This window comes from Mucilaginibacter sp. OK283, from assembly GCF_900110415.1.
In the GTDB taxonomy this organism is placed as follows: domain Bacteria; phylum Bacteroidota; class Bacteroidia; order Sphingobacteriales; family Sphingobacteriaceae; genus Mucilaginibacter.
The window spans coordinates 251,894-269,131 of record NZ_FODR01000003.1; the positions used below are offsets into that span (position 1 = coordinate 251,894).

Below are 17,238 nucleotides of genomic sequence, written 5' to 3' on the forward strand. Positions count from 1 at the left end.
ACGATATACTAAGATGATTGACATTGCATTGAACGATAGCCAACAGGTTATTAATGCTTCCAATTCGCCGGAAGTTATTGAAGAGCTCACAAAAACAATTGAAACTTACCGGGAACTTATGGTGGCATCTGATATAGGCGCCTGGGAGTATTTTACCGAAACGGGTTTTTTGAACTGCAATGAGGAATACTTTTTATTATTAGGCAGGTCAATTAACGAGTTTGACGATTCGGGCAAAGGAAATTTAAATGAAACGTGGACCAATTTGTTACATCCCGAAGACCGGGAAATGGCCACTGACCGTTTTGAAGAGTATGTAAACAATCCCACAGATAAGATCTATGAAAGCTTTTTCAGGATGTCCCATGCCAATGGCAGCTGGGTGTGGATCTGGTCGCGCGGGCGCTATGTAAATAATAAGCAAGGGAGTAATACAAAACGGATAATAGGTACCCATACCGATGTAACTGCATCAAAAAAAGTAGAGGAACAATTGCAGCTTGAAAAAATATTACTTCGAACACTTATTGATAATTTGCCCGATCCTATCTATGTAAAAGATAGCACTGCCCGAAAGATATTAGCTAACATTGCTGATGTAGCCAACATTGGTGCAAAATCAGAAGCTGAGGTTATTGGCAAAACCGACCTTGAGTTATTTAGCAATGAAATTGGCATGCGCGGTTACCAGGATGATTTAAATGTAATCAACGAAGGTAAAGCGATAGTTAATAAAGAAGAGTTGTTTTTTGACAAAGCGGGCAATAAGCATTGGCTGCTAACTTCAAAAGTGCCGGTGCGAAATGAGAAAGGGCAGGTTGAACGTATATTGGGCATTGGCTATAACATTACGGAGCGGAAAAAGCACGAGGAAGCTTTAAATAAGCTTAACGAAGAATTAAACCTGCAATCGGAAGAGCTCCGCCGCCAGGCAGAAGACCTCAGGCTTGCAAATGAACAGTTGATACTGCAAAAAGAGCATGAACTGGAAAAAGCGATAGCCCAGGGTAAATTTGAAATCGCATCAGAAGTATTACATGATATAGGCAACGCGCTGGTAGGTTTTGGCTCATACCTTAACCGCATTAACCGGGTTATGGACAGGTATAACGTTGATACCATTAAAAGCCTGGCGTTGTTTATAAAAAGCCAGCAAAGCGCACTTGAGCGCGCAATTGGTGCAGATAAGGCAAATGCCCTGGTATCGCTTACCGATAGTATTTACAAATCGCAGGCCGAAAACAAAGGCGAAATTTCAACCGCGGTTACCGAATTATTGAACATTCTTTCGCACATCCAGGATATTTTAAGTATCCAGCGCCAGTTTGTTAAAGGGCACGGAGGTTCGCATGATCGTAAAATGGTAAACCTGGTAAATATTATTGATGATTGTAAAGCTATGCTTTTGGCATCTGCAGATAAGAAGGGCATCCAGTTAAAAATAGCTATTGCACCAGGCGAATATGTTTTAAAAGGCGATCATACTAAATTAATGCAGGTTATTTTAAATGTACTTAAAAACAGCATTGAGGCAATTGATCTTGAAAAAGACGAAAAAACAATTGAGATTAACTTAAGCTCTGGCAACGGATTTTATGAACTAAAGATGGCCGACAATGGTAAAGGCTTTGATGCCGAAACGGGAAATAAATTCTTTAAAAGAGGCTTTACAACCAAAGAAAGCGGCACCGGCCTGGGTTTATATAATTGCAAATCAATTATCGACAGCCATGATGGTTCATTTCAAATAGAAAGCGATGGCCCCGGCCTTGGTGCTGTTACAACAATAAAATTGCCTTGCAATAGTGTGGCTATACAGGCAGCTTCATAGTGCTGATAACAAAACCATGAACTCATGTTATGTTGATGGTGTAACGATGGACTGTCTTTAGCCGAAAGTCTTAAGTTCTGAGTCAAAAAAATAAAGCTAACTTTTTACTCAAGACTTAGTATTACTAAGTTACCCCTAATTTAAAAGCTTATTGATAGCCTGTACCAGTTTATCAATGTCAAAAGGTTTGGGAATATAAACATCGTAATTAAAATTGGCTAACGATATAGCCTGCCGGTGATAGGCAGATATCAGGATAACGGGGATATGGTTGGTTTCCCTGGTGCTTTTAATGGTTTGGCATATTTTACCGCCATTCATACCAGGTAACATATAATCGGTTAATACAAGGTCGGGTTTATAGGTTTTTATAGATTCAATAATGTCCTCTGTATGGGTTAAACCCGTGACCGCAAAATTGTTGTAAACCAAAACATTTTCAATTGTACTTAAAATGTCGGTATCGTCCTCAATTACCAAAATGCTTTTCAACATGGATAAAGAAGTTTAGTTTCGTTCATATTTATATGTATAGTTCTGAAGCTTAGGAAACTTCAAAAATGGCCTCGGCCTTTTGCCTGTTCATTGGTTTTGAAATAAAATCGAACACCAAGGGGTTCATGCGCGACCGGTTGATATCTTTAATTGATATCGACGAAGATAAAAGATATATTTTACTTTGCTTAAGCGGATCGATATTTAATCTCCTAAATTCATCCAAAAAATCCCATCCATCCATAACCGGCATTGTCAAGTCCAAAAATATGTAATCAGGAAAAAGATGGGGGGCGGTATTGCTGATATGCATTAGTTTATCAATAGCGCTTTTGGCATCATAACAGGCATCAATATTTGAATTTGACATCACCCTTTTTACTACTTTTTCAAAAATAATATTATCAATCTCGCCATCATCTATTACCAATATATTGGAAGTTATGTTTTTTTGATCCATCGAAATTAAACTAATATTCTGTGAAAATGTTTGTTAGGGAAAATGTTTTCCTATAGGCTTTTACTGCTTTTAACTATAATGATAAATACAGAGTTGTACGAAAGCTAATTTAATTATTTAATATTAATAAAAAAAGTCGGCAGCCGCCAAAATACCCCGTATTTTAACGGGGTGCCGGGTAGGTGTTTTAACGGGGTGCGCCAAAGCTGTTTAGGCGCTAAAAGGCTCCTTACGATGCCAGTTTTTTATCACGCCCCCTTATCGGCTTTGTCAAAATAATGATGTACATTTATTGTTATTAAAACAAAATGAAAAAAACCTATTACCTATTGCTATTTGTGCTGATGTCTGCATCAGTTAAAGCCCAAACCGGTTGGATAACACAAAACCTTGATGAAAAATTGTCGATAAAATTTCCGGCCCAACCCCAAAAAACGACTAAGAATGGTGTTGATATTTATACTGTAAGGGAACCGGACAGTATGGCATACAGCGCTACAATTATAGATTATAAAGTTGTTCTTCATTTAGACTCGGCCGCCTTAGCGCCAATGAAGGGTAACCAGCAATTCGCTAATCAATTGAGGGCTGGTATAGCGTCTAAAAAAACAAACTATACCTTTGGGGGTATTACAATTGGCAAATGGAACACCTATGCTACTTATAGTATGTCTGCATCCGAAAATATCAATAAAAATACTTTATTGATTCAAATGATATTGATTGGTAGCAAAATGTACTCACTTTCATGCAGGATACCCGCTAATATGACCACCAAAAACAACGAGGTTTTTTTTGGTTCCTTCGGGATATTAAAGTAATAAAAGGGCCTTACGCTGTCGCTGAAAAGGGGCTTGAATTCTGAAGATCAAAATGTTGTAAAAAAAACGGGTAATAAACTTCCAAGCCCCTCTTTCCGGCGAAGCCGAAGAGAGGGTGGCGGGCGCAGCCTCGCCGGGTGAGTCTTCGCCGCCATGTAATATGCATCATCGTCCCTTCATTAAAAGCATAAAAACATTAGCAAACCAAATTTAAACAGCTTCTTAGAACTTAAGACTATCCGTCAATTTATCGTTAACACGACTTAATAATATGGTTAGCCATGCCATATTGTTAAGTCGTTTAAAATTAGTAATTAGATTTATTTATACAATAAAATTAGGTTAGACTAATTATTTTTATTTGTTTTGTATCTGAAATTAAAATCGGTCTGCATACAAATGAAAATATTATACCTATTTTTAATACTCTTAATGCCATCAGTAAGCGCTTTAGCCCAATCCGGGCTTTTAAAAGGCCGCCTCACGGCCGGTAGCGAACCGTTGGCTTATGGCTCCGTTACCATAACAGGCACAACTATAGGTACCACGGCCAATGAAAAAGGGTATTATCAACTGCAAAATATTGCCCCGGGAAATTACGAAGTATCTTTTTCGGCAATTGGGTACCTGCCCGAGAAGGCCAGGGTAACTATTGTTAAACAACAAGCTACCATTTTAAACGGCAACCTGAAAGAGAATTACTCAAAACTGAACGAGGTGGTTATAACCGGCGTATCACGGGCTACCGAACTTCGGCGCAATCCCGTGCCTATTGCCGTGATGACTAAAAAGGAGATGAACGAGAATGTAAACAACAACATTATTGATGCCATAGTAAAAGGCGTGCCCGGCGTAAGTGCGGTTACCACGGGGCCTAATATCTCCAAACCTTTTATAAGGGGACTGGGGTATAACCGGGTATTAACCTTGTATGATGGCATCAGGCAGGAAGGGCAGCAATGGGGCGATGAACACGGCATCGAGATAGACCAGTATGGCATTGGCAGGGCCGAAGTGATTAAAGGCCCGGCCAGCTTAACCTACGGTTCCGACGCTATTGCAGGTGTTATTAACCTGATACCGGCTGTACCTAACGGGGCGGATAGCGTATTGAAAGGCGACTATGTGGCCGATTACCATACCAACAATGGCATGGTTGGCACATCACTTGGATTGGCCTACAAAAATAAAGACTGGCAATACACCTTCAGGGCTACAGCTAAGGCAGCGCATGATTACCGGGATAAAATTGACGGTTTAGTTTACAATACCGGTTTCCGGGAATACAATTTATCGGGTATGGCCAGGGTTGATAAAAAATGGGGGTACTCCCAAATAGCCGCAACAATATATGATAACCGGCAGGAAATTCCAGATGGCAGCCGCGATTCGCTCACCCGGCGGTTTACCAGGCAAGTAAAGGAGCTTGCTGCAGATAATATTAAAAACCGGCCCGCGGTTAGTAACGATGATTTAAACTCATACGCCATAGCACCACTTCACCAGCGCATTCAGCATTACCGCATTTATAGCCATAACCAGGTAAAGTTGGGCAATGGCAGCCTGGATGCCACCATTGGCCTGCAGCAGAGCACCCGAAGGGAATACAACCACCCTACTTTAGCGCAGCAGGCCGGTTTGTATGTAGTGCTCAATACCCTTAATTACGACCTGAAATATAACCTGCCCACATTTGCCGGTATTGAAAGTACCGTGGGCATTAACGGCATGTACCAGGCCAACCGCAGCAAGGCGGCTACCGATTTCCCGATACCTGATTATAACCTGTTTGATGCCGGCGCTTTTATTTTCGCTAAAAAAAGCTTTGGCAAGCTGGATCTTTCCGGAGGCTTAAGGTATGATAACCGCCACATCAGCTGGAATGATTTTTATGTTGGGCCTAATGTGGCCAACGGCTTTGAGCAGCAGGTTAAACTGCCTGATACAGCAGGCGCACATTTGCAGTTCCCGGCATTCAAGCACGTTTACAAAGGCATCTCGGGCAGTTTGGGGCTTACTTATAACGTTAATGAAAGGCTGTTGCTTAAAGCCAATATCGGCAGGGGCTACCGGGCACCCAACATCACCGAAATTGGCTCCAACGGCCTCGACCCGGGCGCGCACATTGTTTACCTGGGCGACAGGAGTTTTAATCCCGAATTTAGCTTACAGGAAGACCTGGGTGTAATTGCTTACCTGAAAGATGCTGACCTTATTGCTGAGTTTTTTAATAACCAGATTGATAATTACATTTACCAGGCCAAGCTAACCGATGCCGCCGGCAACCCGGTAATAATTGTTCCAGGTAACAGCACGTACCAATACCAGCAGTCGAGGGCCCGGCTTTATGGTGCGGAGTTTACGGTTAACCTGCATCCGCAAAAATTGAAGTGGCTGGCATTTAATAACAGCATAGCGTATGTTACCGGTATTAACCAAAACCAACAGCTTATCCAAAAGTCAAACGGCGCGGCAAAGTATCTGCCTTTTATACCCCCGCTGCATTTGCGCAGCGAGATAAAGATTACCCTGCAACAGGCTTATGGAGCGTTTTCAAAAATCTGGTTTAAAACGGAAGCTGATGCCTATGCCACTCAAAACCGGTTTTATGCCCTGGATAATACCGAAACCGCCACGCCCGGCTATACACTTATCAACATCGGCGCGGGTACAACCATAAAACGAAGATCGGAAAAAACTTTTTGCGAGGTTTTTTTACAGGTAGATAATTTGTTTGATACGGCCTATCAATCTAACCTGAACAGGCTAAAGTATTTTGAATATTATACAGCTTCGCCTAATGGTCGCCTGGGTATTTATAACATTGGTCGCAATGTGAGTTTTAAGGTGATATTTCCTTTTTGATAAAATAGAGGCTGTTATTTAACCACCTTCAGCCTGGTTGATGATTTTTCAACATTTTTAAGGTTGAGGCGAAGGAAATAACCGCATTGGCTTGCTGTTTCGCACATTTCAACATCATCTATTACATAGGTCCAGTCGCCATTTTTAAAGGTATACGTCCAGCCGCCCTGGGTACCTTGGGCTTCTTCAACACCATTGATTAGTACCAGGTCGGGTTTTGACGAGGTTGGGCGGCCCTGGCTCCAGGATACATACCTCAGTTTTTGGCCAACCCTGTCAATACGGATCAGTAATTTGGGCGATTGTAATACCAATAAATTCTCGTCCCAATGGCTTACCGTTGGATATATTTTGCTTTGAATTTGTTTAGTAAGTTGGTTTCTAAGAGTTGTTTCGCGTCTTGAAATAACACTGATGCCAGTGATATTACCACGATCGTCTAACCACATGTCTCCGTGAAAATCTCCTCCAACCAAACCATAACCGCCGTGGTGTTCAAATACAACTGTGTCATTAAAGCGCTCAAACTTTTTCTTGAAGGAGGCATCAAACAATACCGGAAAATAAGCTACAAATTCGTTGGCATTGGTAATGTCTTTTAGCGGGTTTTGCCGTATTAAGGGATAGGCCACCAATTTTGATAATTCCTGCGCTTTATCGGCCTTTATCAACTTAAATATTTCCTTGTATCTTTTTATAATTGAAGCTGGTGCCTGGGCCTGGGCACTTGGGATAATAAATAAAAACAGGGCTGCACAGATGATGTTTTTCATTGGTTTAAGGCTAATTAATGCCGTGATTGTGCATATCAAATTGTCGCTACGGACTATTTTGGCTAAAGCCATTAACTTCCAATTTATGCTTGTCCGTCCCTTAAAAGGGACGGCAATGGATTATTTAATTCATTGCCGTTGGCTTCAGCCAACGGACAAAGATTCAACAGGAATGGGGCTTTAGCCCAATTCACCTATATAAACGGCAACCTTAAGCAATATTCGTTTAGCAACAATTTGATTTGCACCCTGCCGCGATGGACGGTTTTCAAATATACATTTGTATCTTTAATTGGCAATGGCAATTTAATATTTCAATTAACGACGATGAAAAATTCTGACATTACTAATCCGCTTTTCCGGCAGGCTGTAGAAGCTATTGAAAATGGTGATATTGAATTATTAACCACTTCAGTAACGGAAAATCAACGGTTGGTACAGGATAAGCTCGACCTTCCCGAGCCCGGTTATTTCCAAAATCCTTACCTGCTTTGGTTTGTGGCAGATAACCCAATCCGCAATGGCAAGCTGCCTCCCAATATTGTGGATGTTACCCAACTGCTCATAGGCTTTGTAAAAGTATTTGCCGCAGGTACCATGCAACAACAGCTGGATTATGCCCTTGGCCTGGTAGCAACCGGAAGGATCCCCCGCGAATGCGGCGTGCAAATAGCCCTGATGGATGCACTGATTGATGCCGGTGCAAACCCCGGCGGCGGTTTGGGTGCATTGGCCCACGGCAATTTTGACGCCGCCGCACATCTCATTAATCGCGGAGGCAAACTTACCCTGGCTGCCGCCATCGGGCTGGATAGGATGGACGACGTGATCCGTTTTACAGCAGGGGCTGATAAAGCCGAATTGCTGGTGGCCTTAACCGTTGCCGGCTTTTACGGTAAGCCCCCAATGATAACCTACCTGCTAAATTTAGGTGCCAATCCGAATGGCTATCCGGAAAATGATGCCGGTTTTCACAGCCATGCCACACCACTGCACCAGGCCGTATATTCCGGCTCATTGGAGTGCGTAAAGCTATTGGTTGAAGCAGGGGCAAAGCTGGATATCACAGACAGTGTATATAACGGTACACCGCTTGGCTGGGCCCTGCACATGGAAAATGATGAAAGTCCGAATGAAGAAGCCAGGAGAAATTTTGCAGAAATAGCGGATTATTTAAGGAAAGAAGCCCATTCAAACTCCCGCCAGGGAGAGCTTTAAATTAAAAGTCCCCATAACCGGGAGAGATTTAGAGGCCGCCGTTCTCTTTTTATAGCTAAACGCTACCAAGGGCACAACTTTTTGCTCTATCTTTATGGCACCCGATCATCTATTATTTTTATGCCCATCCCAATAAAAAAAATACTCGTTAAAATGCTTAAAATTACAGGTATTACCTTGGTGAGCCTGTTGGCATTAATGTTTTTACTGCCATACCTGTTTCCGCAAACCGTTACCAATAAAATAAAGCAATGGGCGGGCAGCAGTATTAATGGCAAGCTCAATTTTTCGGGCACAAGCCTGTCCTTCTTCAAAAAATTCCCGGCGCTTACGCTTACATTGAATGATTTTTCACTCAATGGCAGCGCCCCTTTTCAAAACGATACGCTGGTAGCAGCAAAAGAGGTATCGCTGGCAATTGACCTTTCCTCGGTATTTAAAAGCAAAATAAACATTAACCGCGTTTATCTGAGCAAAGCTACTATCAATATCCAGGTAGATAGCGCAGGGCATGCCAATTACAACGTGTACAAAGCCAAGCCAGCCCAACCGGCACAGGCAACGGATACCGCAAGTGCATCATTGGGTATCGAGCAGATTTTAATTGAAAAAAGCCACCTGGTTTATAACGATAAATCGATGCCATTGCTGGTTGATGCCCGCGATTTTAACTACCAGGGCAGGGGCGACCTGAGCAAAGATGTGTTTGACCTGTATACCCATACCGAAATTGGCTCTGTCGATTTTACTTATGGCGGTCAAACCTACATCTACCATAAAAAAGTAAATGCCGATTTAGTTACCAGTATCAATACCAAATCGCTGGCTTTCGTGTTTCAAAAAAACAACCTGATGATTAATCAGCTGCCGGTTGATTTTAAAGGCCGGTTTGAGTTTTTGAAAGATGGTTACGATATGGATTTCAGGATAAAATCCGATCAGCAAGACCTGAGCGATATTTTTACCGCCCTGCCCGCCCAATACGCCAAATGGACGGATGATACCGAGCTAAACGGCAACGGGAAAATCACGATGTCGCTTGTTGGTAAGTACATTGCCGCCACCAAACAAATGCCCGACCTGGATTTTAGTATGAAAGTACGCGATGGCTACATCGCCAATAAAAAAACGCCCGAGCCAGTAAAAAACCTGTACCTGAATATGGAGGCCAAAGTGCCGGGCTGTAACCCCGATAGCCTGAACCTTAATATCGACTCGATTTATTTTAATATCGGGAAGGATTACTTTGGGTCGGTTATTAAAGTGAAGGGCGTTAAATCGCCGCAGATCTTCGCCAAAATAAATACCGAGATTGACCTGGAAAAATGGAACAAAGCTTTTGGGGTAAAGGCATTTGATGTAAAGGGACGCTACTCGCTGCACATGGTAGCCGAAGGTAAATATGCTACCGGGATAAAGAAAACAGGTATCAGGCATCATATTGATACCGTGATTACCAGTATCCCTAAGTTTACGCTGCATTCTGCTTTCAGGGACGGATATTTTAAATATGCCAACCTGCCTGAGGCCATGAAAAACGTAAGCTTTAACCTTGATGCCAACTGCCCCGACCAAAACCCGGCCCATGCCACTATGGCCATGACCAACCTGAACATTAACGCGCTGAACAACTATATTAAAGGCTATTTAAAACTAAGCAACACCGCAGGTGCCTTAATTGATGTCAACCTGAAAGCAAAATTTGATCTTGCCGATATCAAAAAGTTTTACCCGGTTGATAGCATCGGTTTGCGCGGCAACCTGGATGCCGATGTACAAACCAAAGGCAGGTATATCCCGGCCAACAGGATTTTCCCGGTTACCAACGCGCAGATTGATTTGCACGGCGGCTACATCCAAACCAAATATTACCCGCACCCGGTTGAAAACCTGGAGATCAGCACAGCCATCAGCAACAGCACCGGATCATTAAAAGGCCTGAAGGTGAATATCAAACCGGTATCCTTCACCTTCGAAGGGCAGCCTTTCATGTTGAAAGCCAACCTCAAAAACTTTGATAACCTGGATTATGCCATCAATTCGCACGGATCGTTGGATGTTGGTAAAATTTATAAGGTTTTTGCCATGGCAGGTTACAATGTAAAAGGGCTTATCACCACTAACCTATCCTTAAAAGGCAAGCAAAGCGATGCCATCGCCGGCCGGTATGATCAATTGGCCAACTCGGGTACCATGAAGGTGAAAGATTTAATTTTAACATCCGAATTGTTCCCCAAGCCATTCCTCATTAAAACGGGCCTGTTTAGCTTCAACCAGGATAAAATGAAGTTTGATCAGTTTACCGCCAATTACGGTAAATCGGTTATTGTGCTTAACGGCTCGTTATCCAATGTGATAGATTATGCCGTAAAACCCAATTCACCATTAAAAGGAGAGTTTAACTTAAGCAGCGGCTTGATCATTGCCGATGACTTTACAGCTTTTGCCAGCGGCCCCTCTACCCCAAAAGCGGCCAAATCGGGCGTTATCCTGGTACCCGCCAACCTCGATCTGAATTTTACTGCCGATGTTAAAAAAGTAAAATATAACGGCCTGGACATTAATGATGCCAAAGGGCAAATGAGCGTAAGCAAAGGCCAGATAGTTTTAAAACAAACCGGCTTTACCCTGATAGGTGCGCCGGTAGTAATGGATGCTACCTATGGCAGTATCAGCCCGCAAAAAGCTTATTTTGATTACCATATTGATGCCAAAGATTTTGACATTAAAAAGGCTTATAAAGAAGTGAAATTATTTCACGACATGGCCTCATCTGCAGCAAATGCCGAGGGTATCGTATCGTTGGATTACAAATTAAGCGGTAAGCTTAACGGCGATATGAAACCCGTTTATCCATCGCTGAAGGGCGGGGGAGTGCTCTCAGTTAAAAAGGTAAAAGTAAAAGGCTTTAAATTATTTAGTGCAGTAGGTAAAACAACCGGGCGCGATAGCCTGGGCGGCAAAAATGATGTAAGCAAGGTTGATATTAAAACTACTATAGCCAATAATATCATCACCATTCAGCGTACCAAAATGAGGATGGCCGGCTTCCGCCCGAGGTTTGAGGGGCAGGTAAGTTTTGATGGCAAGCTAAACCTGCAATTCCGCCTTGGCCTACCGCCATTGGGTATCTTTGGTATCCCGATGACCATTACAGGCACCCAGGAAAAACCAATAGTTCATTTAGGCAAAGGCAAAAAAGAAGACGAGCTAAAGGAGACGCCGGAAGGGGAGTAGGGGGAGGATTTCGGAATAAGGATTTTCGATTTCGGATTTTTGCTTAAATCATCCACTTTGAACGGTGGCTACGACTCGCCCAGGCTACGCTGCGCTGAAATAAAGAGCAACGGAAAACTTTTCAAGCCCCTCTTTCCTGCGCAGCAGAAGAAAGGGTAACGGGCGTAGTCTCGTCGGGTGAGTCTTCGCCGCCTTGATATGCCAGTTTACTACGGTATCAAATCCATCAGCTTCAACACATCCTTAGCCTTATACTCGCTTAACCAGGTATTACCGGGCTGGATGCTGCATACAGGGGCAAACTTGCAGCGGTCGGTACATTCGGTTTCTATTACTTCAATTTCGCTATCGCCGTGGTAATGTTTGGCGTATGATCGGGCCAGCTTGTACATATCTTTTCCACCCCTTTTGCCGCATTTGCTACCGGTGCACACATACAATACTTTGTCGGGAATGGTAAATTTACTCATAGCGGGTTTTATTAAGGTATGTTGATAATAACAAAGTTAGTACAATTATGTTGTACCCGGTTTGCAAGATTAGGCAGGGTTGCAGGATGATCTTACTTATTCAACTTCGCCTTTATTACTTTGGCAGCCTGCGTATAGCCGCCTTCGGCACCGTCGACAAAATGAATGTGGCCATCGTCGAGGTCACGTACGTAGCACGACATTACAGATTCGCTACTTACATGCAGGCCATAGCATAGCTCGCTGTCGGTTTCCATTTTGTCCAGCCTGTTTTGTAGATTCCTTCGCTGCGATGAGGTACCACTTATTACGGTATTTATCTTACCGTCGATTACCAGCGTGTCCGACATTTCTACAAGTTTTTCCAGGTAGTGCTTACCTTTCCTGGTAGTAAAAAAGATAAAGCCATATAAATTGGTCAGCCAGGCTATTATCAGCTTAAAAAACGGCACCTTTCCTATACTCACCCGCATCTCGGTACCAATACGGTTAAAGGTGGTTTTAAGCTTCAGTTGGGGTACCGATATAGGAGTCCGCTTTTTCTCATCGCCATAAACCTCATCTATATGGCACATTACTTTTCTGAAAGCTTCCGGTTGCCGGTCTTCATCCGAAGCGATAACCAGTAGCGACAGTACTTCGTTGGTGTTTTCGGGCGGGGCTATTTTATCCCAGCGGCATTGCATCCCGGTAAGGTCAAGTTCGTTTAATTGGGCCTCATAATTTAACAATCCCTGGCGCCCTTTAATAACCTTTTCGGCATAGCTTAACCCATTGCCCAAAACAACGGGGATTGAAAACGCTTCGGAAATGCGATGTTTGGCTATCCGGAGCTTGTATCCCTCGTGATAAACCTGTTTTACCGGCAGGGTGCCGGTACGCAGGTCAATCTGAAAATTAGTTAGGGTGTTTTCGCTGTACAACACAAGCGCCTGCATTGCTTCACCCAAAATAACCGGCGGCACCATAAACGTTGCGCCGTCGCCACCAAAAAAGAAGGGGACGGTAACATTAGCTTTTAAAGCAATGTTAAGTACGGCGACTATACTGCCGGTAGCAATGAGGTTTACATTTTGCGATCCGCCTGCAAGCACTGCCTGTGTTGAGCCCTTAATATCGGTTAGGACGACATGCCAATCATCAGGGACATCCCTAAATAAATCTTCTCTAATAAAAAGATTGCCAAGCGGGATGTTGTTAACCGGCAGGCTGCTATAAAATTGATGTTGATTTGCTGACATGAATGTATAAATATACCAACCATATTAAATTAAACCGACTGGTTTTTGCCAACATGCTTTTTTATTGTTTTTGGCCGGTTTAACCGAATTACGAAAAAGCGTGCGGCAGCGATTAAGAAAATAAAAATATTATTTGCGTAACTCATGGGTTAGCCATAAACTTGATTAACGCATAATTAACCCTTAAAGCCACTTAATCTGAAGATATAGTATGAAAGCAATTGAAATTATCTCCATTCCGGTAACCAACCAGCAGGCCGCCAAGACATTTTACCAAAAACTGGGCTTCGAAGTTATTGTGGAAGCGCCATTTGGGCCAAACGGTTCGCAATGGATCCAGATGGGATACCCGGATTCGGCTGTTACTATCACCCTGGTAAACTGGTTTCCTGATATGCCCGCCGGCAGCGTGCGCGGCTTTGTAATTAAAACCGACGACCTGGATGCCGACATTGCCGATCTTACCGCCAAAGGCATCCAATTAGGTAAAGTTGACGAAACCCCATGGGGCAAATTCCTGAACATCAAAGATCCGGACGGAAATGTGATGAGTTTGCATGGGGAATGAGCTTCAGATGTGCAGATATCAAATTTTAGATGTGCAGATTTTTGTCTGAACTCGGATTAAGCAGATTTGTCAGATTTTTTGGATTTTGATTTGCAAAATCAGAAAAATCCTTTAATCTGTTTAATCCGAGTATAGAAAACATTCAAAACCGATGAAAATTATGCTCTCAATCTGCACATCTGAAATCTAAAATCTGCACATTTGAAAAATGTTCAAAAAGTATTCCTCGCTACTCCTTATCATCATTCTCCTGCTCTGGGCTTGCAACCCCAAGCCAGAATACCTTTATAAAGTGGTAAAAATAAAAGATGGCGATACCATTGGCCTGCTTAGCAGCGATAACCGGCAAATGACTGTAAGGCTGGCCGAAGTGGATTGTCCCGAAAAAACACAGGCCTTTGGGCAGGCAGCTAAAAAGTTTACTTCGGATTTGTGCTTTGGCAAGTATGTAAAACTGGTAGGTAACGTGCATGACCGTTATGGCCGCACCGTTGCATTGGTTATTTTGGAGGACGGCACCAATGTAAATTACCAGCTGGTAAAAAGCGGTTACGCCTGGCAATACAAGCAATACTCGCAAAATGCCCAGCTGGCAGGGTATGAGCAGGAGGCCCGCCAAAGCAGGCTGGGCCTTTGGGCCGATGCCAACCCGACACCGCCATGGGAGTACCGGCGGGAGAAAAAGCCGGCATACCACATCGGCCAAACCGACAGCCTGCAGCACAAACCAAAAAAACATTACCACAAGCGTAAACCAAAGCTTGAAGAAGTATATTAAAACCTTAACTTTATAGTCGATATCCCCCTCATTTGACTGATGAAATTTATAAAAGCGTTTTTTTCCATAACCTTTACCCTTGCTCTCATCTGGGTGCTGCAAACCAAAATTGGCCCGGTACCGCCGGTTGGCAGGTTTTTAAGCCCGGCGGATGGTTTTTGGCAAAATGCCGAGAGTAAGCATATTTTAGCTTCGCGTACATTAAATCTTCCAGGGCTTACCGGCAAGGTTGTTATCAAATATGATGAAAACCGCATCCCCCATATATTTGCCGAAAACGAACACGATTTGTACTACGCTCAGGGTTATGTAACCGCAACGGAGCGCCTTTGGCAACTGGACATACAAACCCGGAGTGCTGCAGGGAGGCTTGCCGAAATTGCAGGCCCGCAGGCTTTGGAGATTGACCGTTACCACCGCCGCATGGGCATGGTTTACGGCGCCGAAAATTCGTTGAAAGAAATGATGGCGGCCAAACCCATCCGCGAAATGATTTTGGCTTATACAGATGGCATCAACGCCTACATACACCAGCTTGGCCCGCGCGAATATCCGCTGGAGTTTAAATTACTGGATTATGCCCCCGAAGATTTTAAACCTATCAATTGCGCCTTTTTATTAAAGCTGATGTCCGAAACGCTGGCGGGTGGCTCCAACGAGTTTGCCATGAGTAATGTGCTGAAAAAGTTTGGCGCCAATGCTACTAACAACCTGTTCCCGGATTATCCTATGCGCGAAGATCCTATTATTCCCGCAGGTACCAAATGGAACTTTAAGCCATTGTCTATCCCAAAACCATCCGGCAGTTTTTTGGCAGCTATGAATGATAGCGCCAAACGAGTAGTAAAAGAGGAAGGCATTGGCAGTAATAACTGGGCGGTTGCAGGCAGCAAAACTGCTAATGGTTACCCTATTTTGGCTAATGACCCGCACCTGAATTTAACCTATCCATCCATCTGGTTCCAGCTGCAGCTTTCGGCGCCGGGGGTAAATGTGTATGGTGTAAGTTTGCCGGGAGCGCCCAGCATTATATTGGGTTTTAACAACAACATTAGCTGGGGCATTACCAACGTAGATGCCGATGTGCTTGATTGGTACCAGGTTAAATTCAAGGATGATAAAAAGAACGAATACTGGTATAATAACCGGTGGAATAAAACCACCCGCAGGATAGAGGTAATTAATATCCGCGGCCAAAAACCTTTAATTGATACTGTTATTTACACCCATCACGGGCCGGTAGTTTACGAAGATAAAAGTAAAGCCACCGCGCATACCCCCGGTTTTGTGCCCATTGGCGATGCCCTGCGATGGATAGCGCACGACAAATCAAACGAGTTGATGACGATGTACATCCTGAACCATGGTAAAAACTACGACGATTACCGCAAGGCGCTTACTTATTTTAATGCCCCGGCTTCCAACTTTGTATTTGCCAGCAAGGATAAAGATATCGCCATAACCCCCAACGGTAAATTCCCGCTGAAATATAAAGACCAGGGCAAGTTTATACTGGATGGCACCGACCCGGCCGACGACTGGCACGGCTGGATCCCGTTTGATCAAAACCCAACGGTTAAAAACCCGCCGCGTGGGTTTGTAAGTTCGGCCAACCAATCATCAACAGATCAAACGTACCCGTACTATATCAACTGGCAGTTTGCGCCCTACCAGCGCGGCAAGCGCATTAACGACAGGCTTAGCGTGATGCACAACGCTACTGTAGATAGTATGCGGATATTACAGACGGATGTATACAGCATCCGTGCCCGGGATGTGATGCCTGTGCTGCTAAAATATCTTGATGCCAGCAAGCTGGATAAAACCCAAACTGTAGCTTATAATACCGTGAAAAACTGGGATAAAAACTTCGCAATAAGTTCAGTTGGTGCAACCATTTTTAATGCATGGTGGCTTAAAATATATAATATGATATGGAATGATGATTTTGCCGCCAAAAAGCTGCGGGATAATTACCCATCAATGGACCGTACCGAAAAACTGATAGCCAAAGAGCCCAATTCAAAATGGTTTGATGATACCCGTACCCCGGTTAAAGAAACCTGTACCGAGATTATAAATGCAGCGTTTACCAACGTGGTTGATGATATGGTACACAAATACGGTCAGCCCGGCAAAGCCTGGCAATGGGGGATGGTTAAAAAAATGGAGATAGCCCACCTTACCAACCAGGAAGCCCTAAGCTCCGGCAATTTTGAATCGGGCGGAACAGGATCAACCATCAACGCCTTAAATAACGGGCACGGCCCATCGTGGCGCATGGTGGTACAAATGGGGCCTACGGTAAAAGGCTACGGCATCTTCCCCGGTGGCGAAAGCGGCAATCCCGGCAGCTTTTATTACGATGATATGCTCAAAACCTGGCAAAACGGCGAGCTGAAAGAATTGCTGTTCATGCAATCGCCAACCGAAAAATCAAGCCGTATTAAAACGACCTTAACCATCAGCAATCAAAAATAA

At 43.6% G+C, this 17,238-nt stretch carries 13 protein-coding genes; 8 read left to right on the forward strand and 5 right to left on the reverse strand.

Going from position 1 to position 17,238, the window contains the following annotated elements; genetic code table 11:
- Positions 1–13: 13 nt before the first annotated feature.
- Complete coding sequence (locus tag BMX56_RS09220; protein ID WP_090644949.1) at positions 14–1,831, forward strand: PAS domain S-box protein; 1,818 nt, start codon at positions 14–16, stop codon at positions 1,829–1,831.
- Between the two features lie 135 nt (positions 1,832–1,966).
- Here the strand turns inward: BMX56_RS09220 and BMX56_RS09225 are convergent, their stop codons facing one another.
- A complete protein-coding gene (locus BMX56_RS09225) occupies positions 1,967–2,326 on the reverse strand; it encodes a response regulator (protein ID WP_090644952.1) in 360 nt (119 codons plus the stop codon).
- A 49-nt stretch (positions 2,327–2,375) separates the two neighbouring features.
- Positions 2,376–2,786: a response regulator gene (locus tag BMX56_RS09230; RefSeq protein WP_090644955.1), complete on the reverse strand. Its 411-nt coding sequence runs from the start codon at positions 2,784–2,786 to the stop codon at positions 2,376–2,378.
- 308 nt (positions 2,787–3,094) lie between these two features.
- On the opposite strand from BMX56_RS09230, the gene BMX56_RS09235 reads away from it, so the two are divergent.
- On the forward strand, positions 3,095–3,607 hold the full coding sequence (locus BMX56_RS09235) for a hypothetical protein (protein ID WP_090644959.1): 513 nt from the start codon (positions 3,095–3,097) through the stop codon (positions 3,605–3,607).
- Between the two features lie 399 nt (positions 3,608–4,006).
- Positions 4,007–6,472: a TonB-dependent receptor gene (locus tag BMX56_RS09240; RefSeq protein WP_090644963.1), complete on the forward strand. Its 2,466-nt coding sequence runs from the start codon at positions 4,007–4,009 to the stop codon at positions 6,470–6,472.
- Between the two features lie 14 nt (positions 6,473–6,486).
- On the opposite strand, the gene BMX56_RS09245 is transcribed toward BMX56_RS09240, so the two are convergent.
- The gene (locus BMX56_RS09245; RefSeq protein ID WP_090644966.1) at positions 6,487–7,245 is read right to left on the reverse strand and encodes a hypothetical protein; all 759 of its coding nucleotides are present in this window, start codon (positions 7,243–7,245) and stop codon (positions 6,487–6,489) included.
- Between the two features lie 327 nt (positions 7,246–7,572).
- Here BMX56_RS09245 and BMX56_RS09250 point away from each other — a divergent pair, with 327 nt between their 5' ends.
- Positions 7,573–8,463: an ankyrin repeat domain-containing protein gene (locus BMX56_RS09250; RefSeq protein ID WP_143065410.1), complete on the forward strand. Its 891-nt coding sequence runs from the start codon at positions 7,573–7,575 to the stop codon at positions 8,461–8,463.
- Between the two features lie 153 nt (positions 8,464–8,616).
- On the forward strand, positions 8,617–11,700 hold the full coding sequence (locus BMX56_RS09255) for an AsmA family protein (protein ID WP_177183761.1): 3,084 nt from the start codon (positions 8,617–8,619) through the stop codon (positions 11,698–11,700).
- 209 nt (positions 11,701–11,909) lie between these two features.
- On the opposite strand, the gene BMX56_RS09260 is transcribed toward BMX56_RS09255, so the two are convergent.
- Together BMX56_RS09260 and BMX56_RS09265 are read right to left on the reverse strand one after the other, a co-directional pair.
- Complete coding sequence (locus BMX56_RS09260) at positions 11,910–12,170, reverse strand: (2Fe-2S) ferredoxin domain-containing protein (RefSeq protein WP_090644975.1); 261 nt, start codon at positions 12,168–12,170, stop codon at positions 11,910–11,912.
- 92 nt (positions 12,171–12,262) lie between these two features.
- Positions 12,263–13,411: a DUF3095 family protein gene (locus BMX56_RS09265; protein WP_090644978.1), complete on the reverse strand. Its 1,149-nt coding sequence runs from the start codon at positions 13,409–13,411 to the stop codon at positions 12,263–12,265.
- A 211-nt stretch (positions 13,412–13,622) separates the two neighbouring features.
- On the opposite strand from BMX56_RS09265, the gene BMX56_RS09270 reads away from it, so the two are divergent.
- From BMX56_RS09270 to BMX56_RS09280, 3 genes are all read left to right on the forward strand, one after another.
- Complete coding sequence (locus BMX56_RS09270) at positions 13,623–13,979, forward strand: glyoxalase superfamily protein (protein ID WP_090644981.1); 357 nt, start codon at positions 13,623–13,625, stop codon at positions 13,977–13,979.
- A gap of 208 nt (positions 13,980–14,187) precedes the next feature.
- Positions 14,188–14,757, forward strand: a complete 570-nt coding sequence (locus tag BMX56_RS09275) for a thermonuclease family protein (RefSeq protein WP_090644984.1) — start codon at positions 14,188–14,190, stop codon at positions 14,755–14,757.
- Positions 14,758–14,796: 39 nt separating this feature from the next.
- Positions 14,797–17,238: a penicillin acylase family protein gene (locus tag BMX56_RS09280; RefSeq protein ID WP_090644986.1), complete on the forward strand. Its 2,442-nt coding sequence runs from the start codon at positions 14,797–14,799 to the stop codon at positions 17,236–17,238.